Genomic DNA, 15,770 nt, shown 5'->3' with positions numbered 1-15,770 from the left:
TCAGGCGGGTGCGTAGACCCGGTGCACGAACTCCGCGAGCTTGTTGTCGGGCAGTTCCTTGGCCAGGTCGGCCTCGCTGACCATGCCCACGATCCGCTTGTTCTCGAGGACGGGAAGCCGCTTGATCTGGTGCTGAGCCATCATCTGCAGCGCCTCCTCGAGGCTGCTGCCGGACTCCGTCCACACCAGGCCGTGGGCCAGCTCGCCCGCCGTCATGCGGTCGAGGTCCTTGCCCTCCGCGCAGCACTTGATCACGATGTCACGGTCGGTGATGATGCCCTTGAGCCGGTCGTCCTCCCCGCAGATCGGCAGCGCGCCGACCGACAGGTCACGCATCATCTGCGTGGCCGTGCGCAGGCTGTCGTGCTCACCGATGCACTCGGCCCCTTGGTGCATCACGTCCTGGACCCTCTTGTTGGTTCCCGGTGTGCCCATTGGTGCCTCCTTCGACAGGTGCCGATGGAACCTCCAACTGTCGCCTACCCCTCAATCGGCGAATCATCGCAGGTCGAAGCGGGTGTTGCGGATTGCGGGCCCTGTTAGCACGTCGTGGCCCCGGGTAGCCGCGCTGGTAGCGAGGCACCGAAGCGGGGGCACCGGAGCGCGGGCGGCTGATCGCGGTCAAGGGGGAGTCATGACGGGGATCAAGCAGGTCAGCGAGAAGAAGCTGATGCTCTGCTCAGGCCGCGCGTATCCGGATCTCGCCCATGAGGTGGCCCGCGAGCTGCGTATCGAGGTGACGCCGATCGACCTGCGGGAGTTCGCCAACGGCGAGATCTACGTCAGGTTCGAGGAGTCCGTACGCGGCTCCGACGCGTTCGTGATCCAGAGCCACTCCGCCCCGATCAACACGTGGATCATGGAACAGCTCATCATGGTCGACGCGCTCAAGCGCGCCTCTGCCCGGCGGATCACGGTGGTGGTGCCGTTCCTCGGGTACGCCCGCCAGGACAAGAAGCACCGCGGCCGCGAGCCGATCTCGGCCCGGCTGATGGCCGACCTGTTCGCCGCCGCCGGGGCCGACCGGCTCATGGCCGTCGACCTGCACACGGCGCAGATCCAGGGCTTCTTCGACGGCCCCGTCGATCACCTGCACGCGCTTCCCCTGCTCGCCGACTACGTCACCCGGCACGTGGACACGCGACAGCTGACCGTGGTGGCGCCGGACGCCGGCCGGGTCCGCGTGGCCGAGAAATGGACGGATCGGCTCGGCTGCCCCTTGGCGATCATCCACAAGCGGCGGGACATCGAGCGGCCGAACGAGGTCAGCGTGCACGAGGTGGTGGGCGAGGTGGCCGGGCGCGCCTGCGTGATCATCGACGACATGATCGACACCGGCGGCACCGTGGTACGCGCCGCCGAGGCCCTCGCCGACCGGGGCGCCACCCAGGTCCTCGCGGTCGCCACGCACGGGGTGTTCTCCGGCGACGCGGTCGAGCGGCTCGAGAAGGCCAACCTGGCCCGGCTCGTCATCACCAACACGCTGCCCACCCTGACGCGCTTCCCCTCCGGCCGGCTGGTCGTGCTGTCCATCGCCCCGCTGCTGGCGCGCGCCATCAGAGAGGTGTTCCTGGAGGGCTCGGTGACCAGCCTCTTCGAGGGCGAGAGCTGACCGGCGATGCGCACGCTGGCGGAGGTCGTCAGGCAGATGGGGATGACCGATCCCCGCCTGCTGGCCGCCGTCGCCGCCACGCCGCGCGAGATGTTCGTACCGCCGCGCTCGGCCGGCCGGGCCCAGCTCGACGAGCCGATCCCGATCGGCCACGGGCAGCCGACCTCGCAGCCGTCGCTGGTCGCCCAGATGATCGACGCGTTGCGGCTGACCGGTACGGAGACCGTCCTGGAGATCGGCACCGGCTACGGGTACCAGACCGCCCTGCTGGCCCACCTGGCCCACCGCGTCTATTCCGTGGAACGCCACCCCGACCTGGCCGCGCACGCCCGGACCAACCTGGCCGCGGCGGGCGTGACCAACGTCGAGGTCCAGGTCGCCGACGGCACCGCCGGCCTGCCCGCCCACGCCCCGTTCGACGCCGTCGTCGTCTCGGCCGCCGCCCCCACGGTGCCGGGGCCGCTGGCCGGGCAACTGGCCGAGGGCGGCCGCCTGGTCATGCCGATCAGTGGCGACATCGCCGACATCGTCACCCTGTACACCAAGCGACAGGGCCGGCTGGTGCGCGTGCGACCGCTGACCCCTGCCCAGTTCGTCCCGCTCGTCGGCAGGTACGCGGGCACCGCCGACCGCTGACGGCTGACGCCCGATGAGCCGCGGTAGCCGTTCCGGCTCGTGGATCCCCCGTCACCGCCGGGCGAGCTCCTCGGGGCTCCCGGGCGGCCGGTGCGGAGCCGCGCCGGCGGGGCGCGGCCGGGGGGACAAGGCGCAGACCGCGAGGGCCGCGGTCGCGTAGCCGGCGCCGAGCAGGCAGACGGCGGGCCACCCGACGGTCGCGTACGTCCACGCCGTGGTCACCGCGCCGAGGGCCGAGCCGAGGGAGTAGAAGGCCATGTACGCGCCGATCACGCTGCCGGCCTGCCGGGGCCGCGCTGTGGTGATGAGGTGCTGGTTGCTGACGTGGACGGCCTGCACCGCGAGGTCCAGCAGGATCACGCCCGCGCCCAGCAGCCACAGGGACTGCCCGGTGCGGGCGGTGAACGCCCACGACCCGATCAGGACCACCAGTGCCCAGCGCGTGACCGTGCCGGCGTGTCCGCGGTCGGCCCACCGTCCCGCGCGGGCGGCACCGAGTGCGCCGGCGAGCCCGGCGAGAGCGAACAGGCCGATCTGCGCCGGCGTCAGGTGCCACGGTTCGGCGCTCAGCGGGAGTGCCAGCCCGCTCCAGAGCGTCCCGAACGAGGCGAACACGAAGAACGCGATGGCCGCTCGGCTGCGAAACATCCGGTCGGCGGCGACGAGCCGCCCCATGGAGGCGATCACCTGCCGGTAGCCGCCGCGGGCGCCCTCATGCGACTCGTCCGCGGGCAGCGAGATCAGGACGAGTCCGGCCAGGATCACCGAGGCGGCGGCCAGTGCGGCGTACACGCTGCGCCAGCCTGCCGCCCCGGCCAGGAAGCCCGCGACCACGCGGGCGCCGAGGATGCCGACGACCACGCCGGAGGTCACGGCACCGATGTTCCTGCCGCGCTCGTGCGGTGACGACACGGCGGCCGTGTAGGCGACGGTCGTCTGCACCACGACCGCGAACATCCCCGCGACACCGAGCCCCACCAGCGCGAGCGGCGCCGTCGTCGAGGCCGCGACGACGGCGCTTCCCGCCGCGGTGAGCACCAGATGTCCCGCGATGAGCCGCCGCCGGTCGAGCACGTCTCCCAGCGGAACGAGCGTGACCAGCCCGGCCAGATAGCCGGCCTGGCCGATGGCGACGAGCCACCCCAGACCGCCGGCCGTGAGCCCCAGGTCCGACCCCGCCGCGTCCAGGACGGGCTGCACGGCGTAGACGTTCGCCACGGCCACCGCGCACACCACGGCCAGCAGCAACCTGCGCCCTCCACCGAGGATCGTCGACACGCTGTCCTCCAATCAGTAGCAAATTGCAACTAATCGGAGGCTAGGGCAGAATGGTTGCGAAAAGCAACCGAATGGGGGTGTGCATGACAGCCGAGCGCTGGACCGACCCGAGCTGCCCGGTGGCCAGGGCCGTCGACCTGGTCGGCGACCGCTGGAGCCTGCTCATCGTCCGGGACGCGATGGACGGGGCATCCACCTTCACCGACTTCCACCAGCGGCTCGGGATCGCCCGCAACATCCTCACCGACCGGCTGCGCCGCCTCACCGAGCACGGCATCCTCGCCCGGGGCGCCGCCCCATCCGGCAAGCGGCAGACCTACGCGCTGACCGACGCGGGCCGCGACCTGTTCACCGTGGTGCTGGCCCTGCGCCAGTGGGGCGAGCGCAACGCCTTCGCCGCCGGGGAGGAGCACTCGGTGCTCGTCGACCAGCGCGGGGAGGCCGTCCCCGAGCTGCGCGCCGTCGGCACCACCGGCGCGCCGCTCACCTCCAGCACGACTCGCGTCCAGAAGGTGAATTGACCTCTGCCTTGGGCGGGGTTCGTGGAGGCCGGCGGACCGGTCCTTGCGTGCGCCGCTCTCTGCTAGAACTCGCAACCCACCTCGTTCTCGGCGTCGCAGGTGTCTGTGTTGGGGCCGCCGTCGGCGTCGTCGTTGCCTCCCTCGCCGACGAGTGTGTCGTCACCGTCGCTACCGAAGACGACGTCCCTGGCCGGCCCGCCCGTGAACGTGTCCGCCCCCGCCCCCATCTCCGCTCTCGATCGCAGCGAGGTCTGGTTGCGCAGCACGTCGTGGCCGTTGCGCATGACGGCCGTGATCCGGGTGACTCCCGCGCTCGCGCAGTCCACCTGGTTCGCGGTCACCGCCGCGCACTGCGCGCCCGGATTCACCGTGTCGGTGACGTTCGTGACGAGCAGCGAGCCGTCGACGTCGACGGACACCGTGACGTCATCCGACAAGTTGCCCGCCCTGATCTCCAGCACGGCGCCGGCCACCGCCACGTTGGTGGCGGCGTGGGCCGGCCCGGTGACGGCCAGCAGCGTGCCGCACAGCGCGGCTCCCGCGGTCAGCGCGCGGATGCCGTGCCCGCGCACCGTGGTGGCTCTTGTGCGTGTGTCGTTCCCGCGTGTACTCATCTATCCCCTTGCCGGGTGGATGATCGGGCACCGTCATCGGTGCCCGATGTCCCCAGTACAGCGCCACAACGGCCGCTCCTCCGTGCCGGAACGCACCCGGGCTCCGCGCCCTTCGGCGTGGACAAGGGAGCCGAGGTGGCGCGGCCGACGTCACCGTCTGGCGCATCGATTCACCGTACGAGCCACAGACGCGAGACTTCCCTCATGAGCACAGACCTCATCGTGCGCCCGGCCCAGCCCGCCGACGCGCGCGTCCTGGCCGAGCTGCGCTGGACGTTCAAGCTGGAGGACCACGAAGGACGGTCACCGGCGCCGGTTCGGCCCCTGGAAGAGGCCGAGCGATGGATCCACGACCGGCTCAGCCACGGCCGCTGGCTGGCCTGGGTCGCGGAGACCGGAGGCGACATCTGCGGCCACGTCTTCCTCTGCGTGGTGGAGAGGATGCCGGACCCGTACGGCGACAGCGCCCCGATCGGCTACGTGACGAACTTCTACATCACGCCGTCGCAACGGAACAGGGGAGCCGGTTCGGCACTGCTCGAGGCGCTGAAGCAGCACTGCCGGAGCATCGGCTTCGACACTCTCGTCGTCTGGCCCTCCGAGCGCAGCGGCCCCCTCTGGCGGCGCCACGGCTTCCAGCCTCCCGGCGAGCTGCTGGAACTCCCACTTGACGCTTGACGTTGAAGGTCGCCCACGAGACGGTCATTCCGGTCGCGAGCCGGGGGTGTGCGTGAGGCGACCTGCGCTTCGTCGCCTACGACAGCGGATACCCCGCCGCCCTGACGGCCATCGCCCGCCTGGTCGCACTGTCTACGCCGAAGGGCGCGGAGCCCGGGTGCGTTCCGGCACGGAGGAGCGGCCGTTGCGGCGCTGTACTGGGGACATCGGGCACCGATGACGGTGCCCGATCATCCACCCGGCAAGGGGATAGATGAGTACACGCGGGAACGACACACGCACAAGAGCCACCACGGTGCGCGGGCACGGCATCCGCGCGCTGACCGCGGGAGCCGCGCTGTGCGGCACGCTGCTGGCCGTCACCGGGCCGGCCCACGCCGCCACCAACGTGGCGGTGGCCGGCGCCGTGCTGGAGATCAACGCGGGCAACATGGGGGACGCCATTACGGTGTCCGTCGACGTCGACGGCTCGCTGCTCGTCACCAACACCGGTGACACGGTGGTGGCGGGCGCGCAGTGCGTGGCGGTGACCGCCAACCAGGTGGACTGCGCGAGCGCGGGGGTCGCCAGGATCAGGGCGGCCATGAACAGCGGTGATGACGTGCTGCGTAACCAGACCTCCCTGCGGGCGAGGGCGGACATGGGAGCGGGCACGGACTGGTTCGAGGGCGGGTCGGCCGTCGACACCGTCGACGGTAACGACGGTAACGACACCCTTCTCGGCGGGGACGGCAACGACAGGCTCTTCGGCAACAGCGAGGATGACTTCCTCGTCGGCGAAGGGGGAGACGACGACGCCGACGGCGGCTCCGACATCGACCTGTGCGACGCCGAAAGCGAGATCAACTGCGAGCTGTAGCGGAGGGATCGGCCCGGGTCCGGGTCCGGGTCCGGGTCAGGGTCCGGGTTCGGTCTCGCGTCGATGGCTGCTCGGTGATGGCGGCGATGGCTTCGGCGCCGGGTTCGACGTAGCGCATGGCGGTGCGGGGGTTCTTGTTCCGGGCCTTGCACATGACGAGTCGCAGCGGCGCTGTTTCAGGGGCGGGTGCTCAAGGGGCAGGCTAGAGGCGCTGCGGGTCGGGGACCCTCCGGCCGAAGGCCGACAGGCCCTGCTCGTGGTGCTCGATCAGGCCGAGACGGCGATAGAAGGAGTGGTTGGAGGGGCCGGCCGGGGTGGATTCGTGGTCGGTGGTGAGAACGAAGTAGCGGCAGTGCGCATACCGGTCCTTGAGTCGCTCCAGCAGCCGGCGGCCGATGCCCTTGCCGTGTTGGCCAGGCTCCGGCACACACGTGCGACGTCACGCGTCCACGGGTGCCAGCCGACCGAGTCGTACAGCTCGAACACCTCGGCCTCGTCGAACGATGTCTCCTGAGCGATGATCACCAATTATGGGTCTCCCTGCCGTTCTCAGCGTGAACCGACGCGTTCGAGCCTACTCATGCGAATGACAGCACTCCGAGGGCGGCGGTCCGGCACGCCCTCCGAGTGCTGCGGCACCGGCTATTCGTTCGGGCAGAAGACCGCTTCGGCGGCCTTGACGAGGAGCGGCTGGAGGGAGTCGTCGGTGTTGGGCACGGCCAGCGTGACGGACAGGGCGAACTGCATGCGACCGTCCGTGGTGGCGAACGTGGCGGCGTTGAAACCGGGCGCGCTGCCCTTGACCTGGGACACCCGGATCGTGCCTCCGCACATGCCGCCCTGACCGCCCTCGGACGGCTTCGGGGAGGGCGGGGCCTGGTTCCTCGGCGGCCCCTGCAGCACCTTCCGCAGCTCCTCCGGCAGCAGCCGGTTCTTGTTGAACGCGGCGTGGAAGGCGCTGATGTCGTGGGCGGTGGAGATGACGCCGCCGGCCGCGTACCCGTAGCTCATGTTGAGCCGGTCGATGTCACGCAGCTTGCCGTTGTCGTCGGGGAAATAGCCGTGCCCGTGCGGACCCTTGATGCCGCCGGGAAACCTGGTGGGCAGGTAGGAGTCGTCCATGCCGACGGGATCGAAGATGCGCCGCTCGAACTCGGCGGCCACGCTGTGCTTCGTCGTCCGCTCGATGATCAGGCCCAGGAGCATGTAGTTGGTGTTGGAGTAGGAGAACCTCTCACCCGGCTCCTGCTGCCTGGGCAGGGCACGGGACCTCTTCACCAGCTCCATCGGCGAGTAGTACGTGGTGAAGTCGAAGGTGGGGACGACGTCCGGGTGGAACCAGTTGGGGATGCCGGAGGTGTGCTGGACGAGCTGTTGCAACGTGATCTCGTCGGCCCGCTCGACCAGGTCCTTCTCGGCCACTTCCGGCAGCAGGTCACTGAGCCTGTCGTCGAGCTTGAGCCTGCCCTCCTCGACCAGTTGCAGGATCACGACGCCGGTCATCTGCTTGGTCTGGGAACCGACGCGGTAACGAGAGCCGCTCGGGATCCGGCCGCCCTTGCCGCCGATCAGCCGGGAACCGGCCGTGCCCTTCCCGGCGAGCTCGCCGTCGACGTAGGCCTCGCCGATCGCGCCCACGATCTGCGGGTTTCCGGCCAGTTCCGTCAACGCGGCCTGCACGTTCCCCACCTTGGGCCGGTCACTGGTAGCGGCGGAGGGCGTCAGCATGCTCAGGCTCAGCATCGCGCCGCTCAGCCCGGCCAGGCCGGTCGCGGTCACACGATTCACTCTGAAGATCCTTTCCTCGGGTACGGTCCTCCGAGGACATGTCTAGACGTGGGCGGGTTTCCGCACCGTTTCCACCGCCGGTAGGGGAAACAGCCAGGAAACGGTCGCCGGTCTAGACGTGGGCGCATGAACCACCGAACCTCACTGGCGGCGCTGCTGGCCCTGGCGGTACTGCTGAGCCACCATCCGGCCGCCGCGAACGCGTCCGAGACCAGGCCCGGGCCCACCGTCGACTGGAAGCCCTGCCCGGAGTACTCCGACGAGGTCATCCGGGCCCTGGGAATGTCCGAGCAGCAGGTGCCGGCCTTCCGCGCGCAGATGAAGCGGCTGCGGTGCGGGACGGTCAGCGTCCCGCTGGACCACGCAGACCCCGGCGGCCGGCAGATCAGCGTCGCGGTCACCCGGCTGGCCGCCTCGGACAGGGCGCGCAGGATCGGCGCCGTCACCGTCCTGCCCGGCGGGCCGGGCAACAGCGGCTACCTCGATCCCGTCCGCATGATGCTCAGGAACGAGCAGATGGCCCGGCTCAACGAGCGGTACGACCTCATCGGCCTCGACCCCCGAGGCGTCAACAACAGCACCAAGGTCGCCTGCGAGCTTGGTCCCGGCGGAATGCCGGAACCCGGCCCGCTGACCGAGGAGACGGCCAGGAGGATCTACAACGCCCAGGTGGCCGCCAACCAGGCCTGCGGCGACTCCGATCCCGCCTTCCTCGGCCGGCTCACCACCGAGAACGTGGCCAGGGACCTGGACCTGATCAGGACCGCGATGGGCGAGCGCGAGCTGAGCCTGCTCGGCCTGTCCTGGGGCAGCTGGCTCGGCATGGTGTACCGGGGCATGTTCCCCGGGCGCACCGCACGCGTCTTCCTCGACAGCGTCCCGCCGCCGTGGACCCGCCTCGACGAGCACGTCAAGGGCAGTGCGCAGGCGGCCGAACGCAACTTCGGGCGGATGGCGGCCTGGCTGGCCCGCAACGACGGAACCTACGGCCTGGGCGCCACCGCGCGGCAGGTGCGCGACGCGGTGGTGAAGCTGGGCCGCGACTACGACAGCCGGCCCAGGACCTTCACCGACCTGCAGCGGCCGATCGACGGCTCGGCGATCGCCGACCTGGCCCGCCGCAACTCCACCGAGTGGGCGCGCGCGGGCAAGGCGCTGACCGAGCTGCGGGACGCGACCGGCCCCACCGCGCCGCCGACCGTGAAGGAGCTCTTCGCTTCGATGGGGGCGCCCGTGCCTGGCATGCCCGAAACGCTCAACATCACCATGAACCGGGCGGTCAAGTGCAACGAGGACAGCAGCCGGGTCGGCTTCCCCGCGGCGTGGCAGGCGTACCAGCAGCGCGTTGAGCGCCTGCCGGCCACGGGCCGGGCGTGGGGCCTGGGCGTCGAGTGCGCAGGCTGGCCGCTGCCGGTGCGGGACAGCCCGGTGAAGCGGGGCAGGGGCTCGCTGGTGCTCTCCGGGCACCTGCACGAGTTCATGTCCGTCTACGACTGGACGTTGCAGACGCGGCGGGCCATCGGCGGCACCCTCTACACGGTCGCCGACGACGTGCACGTCTCGGCCACCCGGGTGCCGGACTGTGCCGCCGACGTGGTCGCGTACTTCGACACCGGTCGCATCGACCGGGGCTGCCCCGGCATGAGCTGACCGGCGTCGGCCCGGTGGATGCTCATTTCGCCGGGTTCCGGGAGGACAGCCCGGGCCGGGGTGCGGGGGCGGTCGCGGTGGCTGTGTCGTGCGGGCGGGGGGAACCAAGGAGCGCCCACACAGCCAGCGTGGCCGCCGCGCAGACGCCGGTCGTACACCACAGCGTCAGGTGCCACGCCTCGGTGAGCAAGGTCGCCTCCAGAGCCCGGCCAGGCTCGGCGAGCTTGCCGGCGACGATCCGCGCGGCGCGTTCGGGCTCGCCGGCCCGGTCGTGCAGGGCAGTGGCGAGGGCGGCGCCGAACAGGGTGGTGGCCAGGGCGCCGCCGCCGGCCCGCACGGTGTTGAGCAGGCCGGTGGCCATGCCGATGCGGTCCTGTTCGACCCGGTTCACGGCCTGGGCGTCGGTGGTGCCGATCATCAGGCCCATGCCGGCGCCGATGGTCGCCAGCGGGGCCAGGAGCCCGGTGGCCGTGATGCCGGGGTGGAGCGTGGTGAGCCAGGCGTTGCCCGCGGCGATCAGCGACAGGCTGACGGTGACCAGGGCACGGGGCCGGACGCCATGGTTGATCAGGAAGCCGCCCAGCTGGGGGAGGAGCAGCACGGGCGTGGTGAGCATCAGCATGATGAGCCCGGCCTCCTGGACGGACGCGCCTCCCGCCGCTTGGAGGTAGGTGGGCAGGTAGGCGGTCACCCCGGCGGGTCCGGCGGCGAGGAGCAGCCCGGCCAGCGTCCAGGCCAGGAAACGGCGGTCGCGCAGCAGGCCGAGGTCCAGCACCGCGTGCTGGGCCCCGCGTTCGATCAGCACGAACGTCACGAACATGGCCAGACCCGCGGCCACCGGGAGCAGGACGATCGTGCTGGCCCAGCCCGCGTCGGAGGCCTGGTTGACGCCGAACAGGGTGAGGGTGAGCGCGGCGATGAGGGTCAGTGCGCCGGGAACGTCGACGCGAGGTCTCCCACCCGCCCGCGATTCGGCCATGCCGGCCGCGCCGGCCAGCATGAGCAGCCCCGCGGCGGCGAAGAGGGCGAAGGTGGCCCGCCAGCCGAGCGCGCCGACCATCCAGCCGGACAACGTCGGGCCGGCCGCCAGGCCCACGCCCGCCGTCGTGCCCATCGCCGCGTAGACCCGGGTGCGGGCACGGCCGGTGAAGGTGGCGCCGAGCACGGCACCGCCCCCGGCCATCACCCCGGCCGCGCCGATGCCCGACAGCGTTCTGGCCGCGTTCAGCAGCAGGATGCCGTCGGCCAGCGCACTGGCCAGCGCCCCGGCGGCGTAGACGGCGGCGCCCGCCGCGAAGACGCGGCGGCGGCCGAACAGGTCGCCCAGCGATCCGGCGACCAGCATCATCGCGGCGGCTGCCAGGAAGTAGCCCACCACCACCCACTGCAGGGCGGCGCCGGAGGCGTGCAGGTCGGCGCCGATCCGCGGCAGTGCGACGGTGGTGCCGGACATCAGCATCGGCAACGCCAGGAAGCCCAGCAGCACGGCTGCCAGCGTCACGGCCCGCCGCCCGGTCACGGCCGCCCTCCACCGGCGCGGATCACCGCGCCCGGGAACGCCTCGGGGACACGCGGTCCGGTACGGCCCGCCGGCCCGTGCCGCATGCTCATGCCGCCACCGGCGCGCGCAGCGCCTTCAACGCTGTGGACCAGGCGACGACCTCGTCGAGCAGTTCGACCAGGGTGGGCTCCTGGTGGGGGCCCGGGGCGATCACGCCGGGCTCGGCCGGGTCGGTGATCTCGAAATCGGTGAAGGCCGACAGCGCGACCTGGGTGCGCACGTTGGCCACCTGGAGCTCGGTCATGACCTGGCGCAGGTGCTCCACGGCGCGCACGCCGCCGTGCACGCCGTGGCTGACGAAGCCGGCCGCCTTGTTGTTCCATTCGGCGTGCAGGAAGTCGATGGCGTTCTTCAACGCGGCGGGGGCGGAGTGGTTGTACTCCGGAGTGACGAACACGAAGCCGTCGAAGGAGGCGATGGCTTCGGCCCAGGCCTTGGTGTGGGGGTGACGGTACTCGCCGAACAGGGCGGGAGTCGGCTCGTCCAGGACCGGCAGTCCGTACGCGGCCGGATCGACGACCTCGAACGTCGCCCGCCCAGCCGCTCCGGCCTCGTGGCGGGCGGCGACCTCGGCGACCCAGCGGGCCGCCACGGCGGTCCTGCGGCGGGGGCGGGTGCTGCCGATGACGATGGCAATCCTGATCATGTTTGCTCTCCTCGTGGTGCTTTCGGAACATCGGTAAAGTACAACGTGTATGGCAAAAAGTAAAACGTTGACTGTAATTGGGCCATTGTCGCCGCCGTCGGGCGCGAGATGCGGGGCGGCGCAGCCGGTTGCGGTCGGTAAGGACGCCTGTCCGGTACGGGCGGCGTGCGCGACGGTACGGGCGGAGTACGGACAGCGCCGTGCCAGCGCCGGTCCCTAACGTTCACACCAAGCCGCCGAAGACCTCGTCAGCCCGCGGCCGGCAGCCGCTGACGTGCGGCAACGCGTGACTTCCCGCCCCACCTCCGCGAGTTCCGCGATGCCCGTAATTCACCATGAAAGGAAACATGTGAAGCCCAGAATCATGACGTTGATCGTGGCCTTCTGCGTCGCGGTCTCCAGCGCCGTCCTCGCCGCCGCGCCCTCGGCGTACGCCGACGGTCTGAGCAATCCGAGCGGCACGCTCACCGTCTCCTGCCCGGGTGCCGAGGCCTTCATCCAGGTCGACTGGAAGACCGCGGACAAGGTGACCGTCCGCTGGCGTATCGACGACAGCGTGGCACCCTTCATCTTCCCCAGCGGCGAGCCCTACTTCGTCCTCCGAGGCGGCAACGGCCACAACGAGATCGGCCTCAGGTCCGACTGGAACCCCGACAACGTCCCCAACATCAATCACCTCAGGGTGCGGGTCCAGAACGGGACGACCGATCAGGGGACGCACTGCTACCAGGAGCGGGACATCTACAACTGGAGCATGATCGCTCACAAGAACGCCATGGCCAAGAGCGGCGCACCCTACATCCTCGGGGGTCTGGGCACGCCCGAGCACCCGGGCTACGACTGCTCGGGCCTGGTCTACTCCTCCTACAACCCGATCGCGAACTTCCCCGGCTGGCCGGTCCGCCGCGCCGTCGACATGTGGAACTGGGCCAGGAACAACCAGTCCCCCGGGAAGTTCTACGCCAAGGAGGTCGCGTACTCGGACCTGAAGGTCGGTGACCTGATCTTCTACAAGACGACCGCGGAAGCCGTCGGCCACGTCTCCTTCTGGGAGGGGGACGGCCGGGTCCTCGACGCGCTCGAGCCGGGAACCAACGTCGGCGTTCATGACGAAGGCAGCCTCCGCAACGTCCGCGTCGCGGCCTTCCGCATCCTCGGCGTCGCGACCATCGACAACGGATGACGTCTCTCCTGGGGGTCCAGGCCGCGACCGGGACGCCCAGGACACCGCCGCCGGACGACGACCACCGCTCCGCATAACACAGGCCCCGGTGTGCTTTCGCCAGCACGCTGGGGCCTGTGGCGTCTTCTGGCCTAGGATCGTCTGGTGCCCCGAAGGTCGCAGATCAACAATCTGGTCACTCGGAGTAGGTACGAGTGACGGAGACAAGCTTCGGCGGGCTGCTTCGAGCCCATCGCCGCCGCGCCGGACTGACGCAACGGCAACTCGCCGACCGGGCGGGCGTGAGCGCGGGCACCATCCGCGACCTGGAACAGGGCAGGACGAGAAGCCCGAAGCGGGACTCGGTCCAGGCCATCGCCGTCGCACTCGGATTGGGCGGGCCCGAGGCCGAGCACCTGCACGCCGCCGCCGAGGCCCATCGCCCCCCGCGCACCGAAGCCGATCCGATCCGTGGCGGCCCGCTGCGCATCCGTGTGCTCGGTCCGATCGAGGTCTGGCACGGCGAGGTCCAGGCGTCCCTCGGCTCCGTGGCGATCGCCGGGTCGTGCGGTTTCCGCCTCCTCGAAAGGCAGGCACTGGCCGCGCTGCACGCGTCGAGACGATGAACCGGACCAATCGGGGAGCGGCGGCCCTGCGGACCCGGAGCCGGTGACCCGATTCGTGCTGCTACGGTGCCTTTCGGCGATCAGTGCCGGAGATCGGTCGCCACGGGCCCGGCCCCGACCGCCCCTTAGAAGGAGTGACCCTGCGACGAGACGGACCGTGGCGGCGGATGGTCATCGCGTTCGTGCCGGGCCGGCCCATCCTCGAAGCCGCTCGGGACTCCGAGCACGAAGGAGACCATCGGATGAGCAGCGAGATGACCATGAGGGTCTGGCGGGGCAGAGCCGGTGCCGGCGGCGCGCCGGAGCCGGTGCGGGACCTGGTCGAGTTCTCCGACGGATCCGGATCAGCGCGGTTGGTCGCCTACCCGGAGCGGGAGCTCCCGCCGGGCGGCGTGCCCGCGTACCTCGCCGCCCGCGGCAGCGGTGCCCGCTCATTCGTGCTGTGGGCCGACGAGCACCGCCGGGAGCGGGTGGCGACCTTGGTGACCGCCTCGGCCGCCGGCGGCGTCGCGACGTTTCAGGTTTTCGGGGCACACGGCGAACTCATCGGCACCTTCGTGCGCGAGAAGGCACTCCGGGGCAGGGGACTGCGTACCCGCTGGACCGTGCGGCAGGCGGGCGGCCGTGAGGCGGTGGGCTACAAGGGCCGCATCGTCTGGTGGTGCGTGTGGTGGGCGCTGTGGCCGGTGCAGGCGCTGTTCCTGCTGTCGGCTCTGCTGGGGAACGGTGGCGACGTCGCGCGCGGGCCCAGGCGCATCATCTGGCGGGCGGACGGACGGACACCGCTGGAGTTCCGGTCGGGCGGCGACCGGCTGCTCCTGCACGCGCCGGAGACCGACTGGAGGCTGGCGGCCGCGCTGACGGTCCTGCTGCGTGCCTTCGACAGCTGGGTGGGCGTGCCGTGGGACGCCCGCAAGGAGTGACCGGTCACCCGGACGGCGCCGGTGCGGGGGCGAACGGAAGCCGGCCCGGAATTCAGAGCCACGCCTGGAGCTCCTCGCCGTGCGGGTCGTCCACCAGGCGGCATGCGTCCCCGCGGCCAGGGCCGCGGGCGGCTCGCCCGGGCCGAGCAGGGCCTCGGGCCCGCGCAGCCGGGGCAGATGGGTGACGTCGAAGACGAACGGCAGCTCCACGGCATGGGCGGCGCCCAGCCGGCCGAGCGCGGTTCCCCGAAGGACGCCTCCGGCCATCATGCGGACGGGCGGCCTGTCGGACGCATGACTGCACTCCTGATCACAGGGGTGCCGGGGCGTGCAGCCGGCTGGCGTCGTGGCTGGGCGGGATGCCGTACTGGCGGCGGTACTCGCGGCTGAACTGGGAGGCGCTGTCGTAGCCGACGCGGTGGGCGACCCCCGTGATGTCACCGGCGTGGGTGGCGAGCAGGAGCCGGGCCTGCTGGAGGCGGATCTGCTTCTGGAACTGGATGGGGCTCAGCGCGGTGATCGTCTGGAAGTGGCGGTAGAAGGCCGAAGGGCTCATGCCGGACAGCCGGGCCAGGTCCTCGACGCGGAAGGGCTCGGCGTAGTGGTCCTGGATCCAGCGGACGGCCCGGGCGATGTGGCTGAGGCTGCTGTCGGCCAGGCCCAGCTGGCGTACGGTGCCGCCCTGCTCCCCGGTGAGCAGCCGCCAGAGGATCTCCTGTTTGACCAGCGGCGCCAGCACCGCCTGGTCGCGGGGCCGCTCCAGCAGGCGCACCAGGCGGATCAGGGCGTCGAGCAGGTCGGCCGTCATGCCCGCGACGGCGATGCCCGGCAGCGCCACCGCCCGGGGGCGGGGGAGATCGCCGGAGCCGGCCCGCAGGAGAAGGTCGGCGATGGCGGACGGCTCCAGGACGAGCGCCAGCCCCAGCGCCGGACGCTCCGGGCCGACCTCGACGAAGTGGCCGGTGACGGGCAGGTCGACGGAGGCCACCAGGTAGCTGCCGGGGCGGTATTCGTGGATCCGGTCACCCACCGCGAGCCGTTTGGCGCCCTGGGCGAGGACCGCCAGCACCGTGCCGGACATCGCGGGTGACGGCGGGCCCGTCCGCTCGGCCTTCGCGATGTACAGGCCGTCGATGACGGTGGTCTCCTCGGGCCGGACGTGGCGGGCCAGCAACGCGCGAAGCTCCTCGAATCCCATGCCCGGATTCCACCACAA

At 71.2% G+C, this 15,770-nt stretch carries 17 protein-coding genes; 9 read left to right on the top strand and 8 right to left on the bottom strand.

What is annotated here, in order from left to right; translation table 11 throughout:
• On the bottom strand, positions 1-435 hold the full coding sequence (locus ACTWPW_RS39905) for a CBS domain-containing protein (protein ID WP_375116435.1): 435 nt from the start codon (positions 433-435) through the stop codon (positions 1-3).
• Between the two features lie 199 nt (positions 436-634).
• Here ACTWPW_RS39905 and ACTWPW_RS39900 point away from each other — a divergent pair, with 199 nt between their 5' ends.
• Positions 635-1,612: a ribose-phosphate diphosphokinase gene (locus ACTWPW_RS39900; RefSeq protein ID WP_375116434.1), complete on the top strand. Its 978-nt coding sequence runs from the start codon at positions 635-637 to the stop codon at positions 1,610-1,612.
• 6 nt (positions 1,613-1,618) lie between these two features.
• Complete coding sequence (locus ACTWPW_RS39895) at positions 1,619-2,248, top strand: protein-L-isoaspartate(D-aspartate) O-methyltransferase (RefSeq protein ID WP_375116433.1); 630 nt, start codon at positions 1,619-1,621, stop codon at positions 2,246-2,248.
• A gap of 51 nt (positions 2,249-2,299) precedes the next feature.
• Here ACTWPW_RS39895 and ACTWPW_RS39890 read toward each other — a convergent pair whose 3' ends face one another.
• Positions 2,300-3,526, bottom strand: coding sequence for an MFS transporter (locus ACTWPW_RS39890; protein WP_443171727.1), 1,227 nt, complete (start codon positions 3,524-3,526; stop codon positions 2,300-2,302).
• A gap of 83 nt (positions 3,527-3,609) precedes the next feature.
• On the opposite strand from ACTWPW_RS39890, the gene ACTWPW_RS39885 reads away from it, so the two are divergent.
• A complete protein-coding gene (locus ACTWPW_RS39885; protein WP_375116431.1) occupies positions 3,610-4,047 on the top strand; it encodes a winged helix-turn-helix transcriptional regulator in 438 nt (145 codons plus the stop codon).
• A gap of 62 nt (positions 4,048-4,109) precedes the next feature.
• On the opposite strand, the gene ACTWPW_RS39880 is transcribed toward ACTWPW_RS39885, so the two are convergent.
• Positions 4,110-4,661, bottom strand: a complete 552-nt coding sequence (locus ACTWPW_RS39880; RefSeq protein ID WP_443171726.1) for a hypothetical protein — start codon at positions 4,659-4,661, stop codon at positions 4,110-4,112.
• A 204-nt stretch (positions 4,662-4,865) separates the two neighbouring features.
• On the opposite strand from ACTWPW_RS39880, the gene ACTWPW_RS39875 reads away from it, so the two are divergent.
• Together ACTWPW_RS39875 and ACTWPW_RS39870 are read left to right on the top strand one after the other, a co-directional pair.
• Entirely contained in the window at positions 4,866-5,339 is a 474-nt protein-coding gene (locus tag ACTWPW_RS39875) for a GNAT family N-acetyltransferase (RefSeq protein WP_443171725.1), read from the top strand.
• Positions 5,340-5,592: 253 nt separating this feature from the next.
• A complete protein-coding gene (locus tag ACTWPW_RS39870; RefSeq protein ID WP_443171724.1) occupies positions 5,593-6,198 on the top strand; it encodes a hypothetical protein in 606 nt (201 codons plus the stop codon).
• Between the two features lie 202 nt (positions 6,199-6,400).
• Here ACTWPW_RS39870 and ACTWPW_RS39865 read toward each other — a convergent pair whose 3' ends face one another.
• Positions 6,401-6,625, bottom strand: a complete 225-nt coding sequence (locus tag ACTWPW_RS39865) for a GNAT family N-acetyltransferase (RefSeq protein WP_375116427.1) — start codon at positions 6,623-6,625, stop codon at positions 6,401-6,403.
• Between the two features lie 215 nt (positions 6,626-6,840).
• Complete coding sequence (locus ACTWPW_RS39860; RefSeq protein ID WP_375116426.1) at positions 6,841-7,986, bottom strand: serine hydrolase domain-containing protein; 1,146 nt, start codon at positions 7,984-7,986, stop codon at positions 6,841-6,843.
• 126 nt (positions 7,987-8,112) lie between these two features.
• Between ACTWPW_RS39860 and ACTWPW_RS39855 the strand changes: the two genes are divergently transcribed.
• Positions 8,113-9,636 carry an alpha/beta fold hydrolase gene (locus ACTWPW_RS39855; protein ID WP_443171723.1) on the top strand — a complete coding sequence of 508 codons (1,524 nt, stop codon included), beginning with the start codon at positions 8,113-8,115 and terminating at the stop codon, positions 9,634-9,636.
• Positions 9,637-9,658: 22 nt separating this feature from the next.
• Here ACTWPW_RS39855 and ACTWPW_RS39850 read toward each other — a convergent pair whose 3' ends face one another.
• Together ACTWPW_RS39850 and ACTWPW_RS39845 are read right to left on the bottom strand one after the other, a co-directional pair.
• Positions 9,659-11,155, bottom strand: a complete 1,497-nt coding sequence (locus tag ACTWPW_RS39850) for an MFS transporter (RefSeq protein WP_443171722.1) — start codon at positions 11,153-11,155, stop codon at positions 9,659-9,661.
• Positions 11,156-11,243: 88 nt separating this feature from the next.
• Entirely contained in the window at positions 11,244-11,843 is a 600-nt protein-coding gene (locus ACTWPW_RS39845; RefSeq protein WP_375116423.1) for an NADPH-dependent FMN reductase, read from the bottom strand.
• 349 nt (positions 11,844-12,192) lie between these two features.
• On the opposite strand from ACTWPW_RS39845, the gene ACTWPW_RS39840 reads away from it, so the two are divergent.
• The 3 genes from ACTWPW_RS39840 (at position 12,193) to ACTWPW_RS39830 (ending at position 14,554) form a co-directional block, all read left to right on the top strand.
• Complete coding sequence (locus tag ACTWPW_RS39840) at positions 12,193-13,026, top strand: C40 family peptidase (RefSeq protein ID WP_443171721.1); 834 nt, start codon at positions 12,193-12,195, stop codon at positions 13,024-13,026.
• A gap of 194 nt (positions 13,027-13,220) precedes the next feature.
• Positions 13,221-13,631 (top strand): helix-turn-helix domain-containing protein, encoded by a 411-nt coding sequence (locus ACTWPW_RS39835; RefSeq protein ID WP_375116421.1) that lies wholly within the window; start codon positions 13,221-13,223, stop codon positions 13,629-13,631.
• Positions 13,632-13,873: 242 nt separating this feature from the next.
• Positions 13,874-14,554: a hypothetical protein gene (locus ACTWPW_RS39830; protein ID WP_375116420.1), complete on the top strand. Its 681-nt coding sequence runs from the start codon at positions 13,874-13,876 to the stop codon at positions 14,552-14,554.
• A 310-nt stretch (positions 14,555-14,864) separates the two neighbouring features.
• Here the strand turns inward: ACTWPW_RS39830 and ACTWPW_RS39825 are convergent, their stop codons facing one another.
• The gene (locus ACTWPW_RS39825) at positions 14,865-15,752 is read right to left on the bottom strand and encodes an AraC family transcriptional regulator (protein WP_375116419.1); all 888 of its coding nucleotides are present in this window, start codon (positions 15,750-15,752) and stop codon (positions 14,865-14,867) included.
• Positions 15,753-15,770 lie beyond the last annotated feature (18 nt).

It is taken from the genome of Nonomuraea sp. KM90, from assembly GCF_052246675.1.
Classification (GTDB): domain Bacteria; phylum Actinomycetota; class Actinomycetes; order Streptosporangiales; family Streptosporangiaceae; genus Nonomuraea.
The sequence above is the reverse complement of the archived record's forward strand: the minus strand, read 5'-3'. Positions and strand labels throughout refer to the sequence as shown.

Excerpts from the sequence above, each read along its gene's own strand:
- ACTWPW_RS39825 (WP_375116419.1), bottom strand. The coding sequence starts at position 15,752 with ATGGGATTCGAGGAGCTTCGCGCGTTGCTGGCCCGCCACGTCCGGCCC.
- ACTWPW_RS39870 (WP_443171724.1), top strand. The coding sequence starts at position 5,593 with ATGAGTACACGCGGGAACGACACACGCACAAGAGCCACCACGGTGCGC.
- ACTWPW_RS39855 (WP_443171723.1), top strand. The coding sequence starts at position 8,113 with ATGAACCACCGAACCTCACTGGCGGCGCTGCTGGCCCTGGCGGTACTG.
- ACTWPW_RS39875 (WP_443171725.1), top strand. The coding sequence starts at position 4,866 with ATGAGCACAGACCTCATCGTGCGCCCGGCCCAGCCCGCCGACGCGCGC.
- ACTWPW_RS39900 (WP_375116434.1), top strand. The coding sequence starts at position 635 with ATGACGGGGATCAAGCAGGTCAGCGAGAAGAAGCTGATGCTCTGCTCA.
- ACTWPW_RS39845 (WP_375116423.1), bottom strand. The coding sequence starts at position 11,843 with ATGATCAGGATTGCCATCGTCATCGGCAGCACCCGCCCCCGCCGCAGG.
- ACTWPW_RS39895 (WP_375116433.1), top strand. The coding sequence starts at position 1,619 with ATGCGCACGCTGGCGGAGGTCGTCAGGCAGATGGGGATGACCGATCCC.
- ACTWPW_RS39885 (WP_375116431.1), top strand. The coding sequence starts at position 3,610 with ATGACAGCCGAGCGCTGGACCGACCCGAGCTGCCCGGTGGCCAGGGCC.
- ACTWPW_RS39905 (WP_375116435.1), bottom strand. The coding sequence starts at position 435 with ATGGGCACACCGGGAACCAACAAGAGGGTCCAGGACGTGATGCACCAA.
- ACTWPW_RS39830 (WP_375116420.1), top strand. The coding sequence starts at position 13,874 with ATGAGCAGCGAGATGACCATGAGGGTCTGGCGGGGCAGAGCCGGTGCC.
- ACTWPW_RS39880 (WP_443171726.1), bottom strand. The coding sequence starts at position 4,661 with ATGAGTACACGCGGGAACGACACACGCACAAGAGCCACCACGGTGCGC.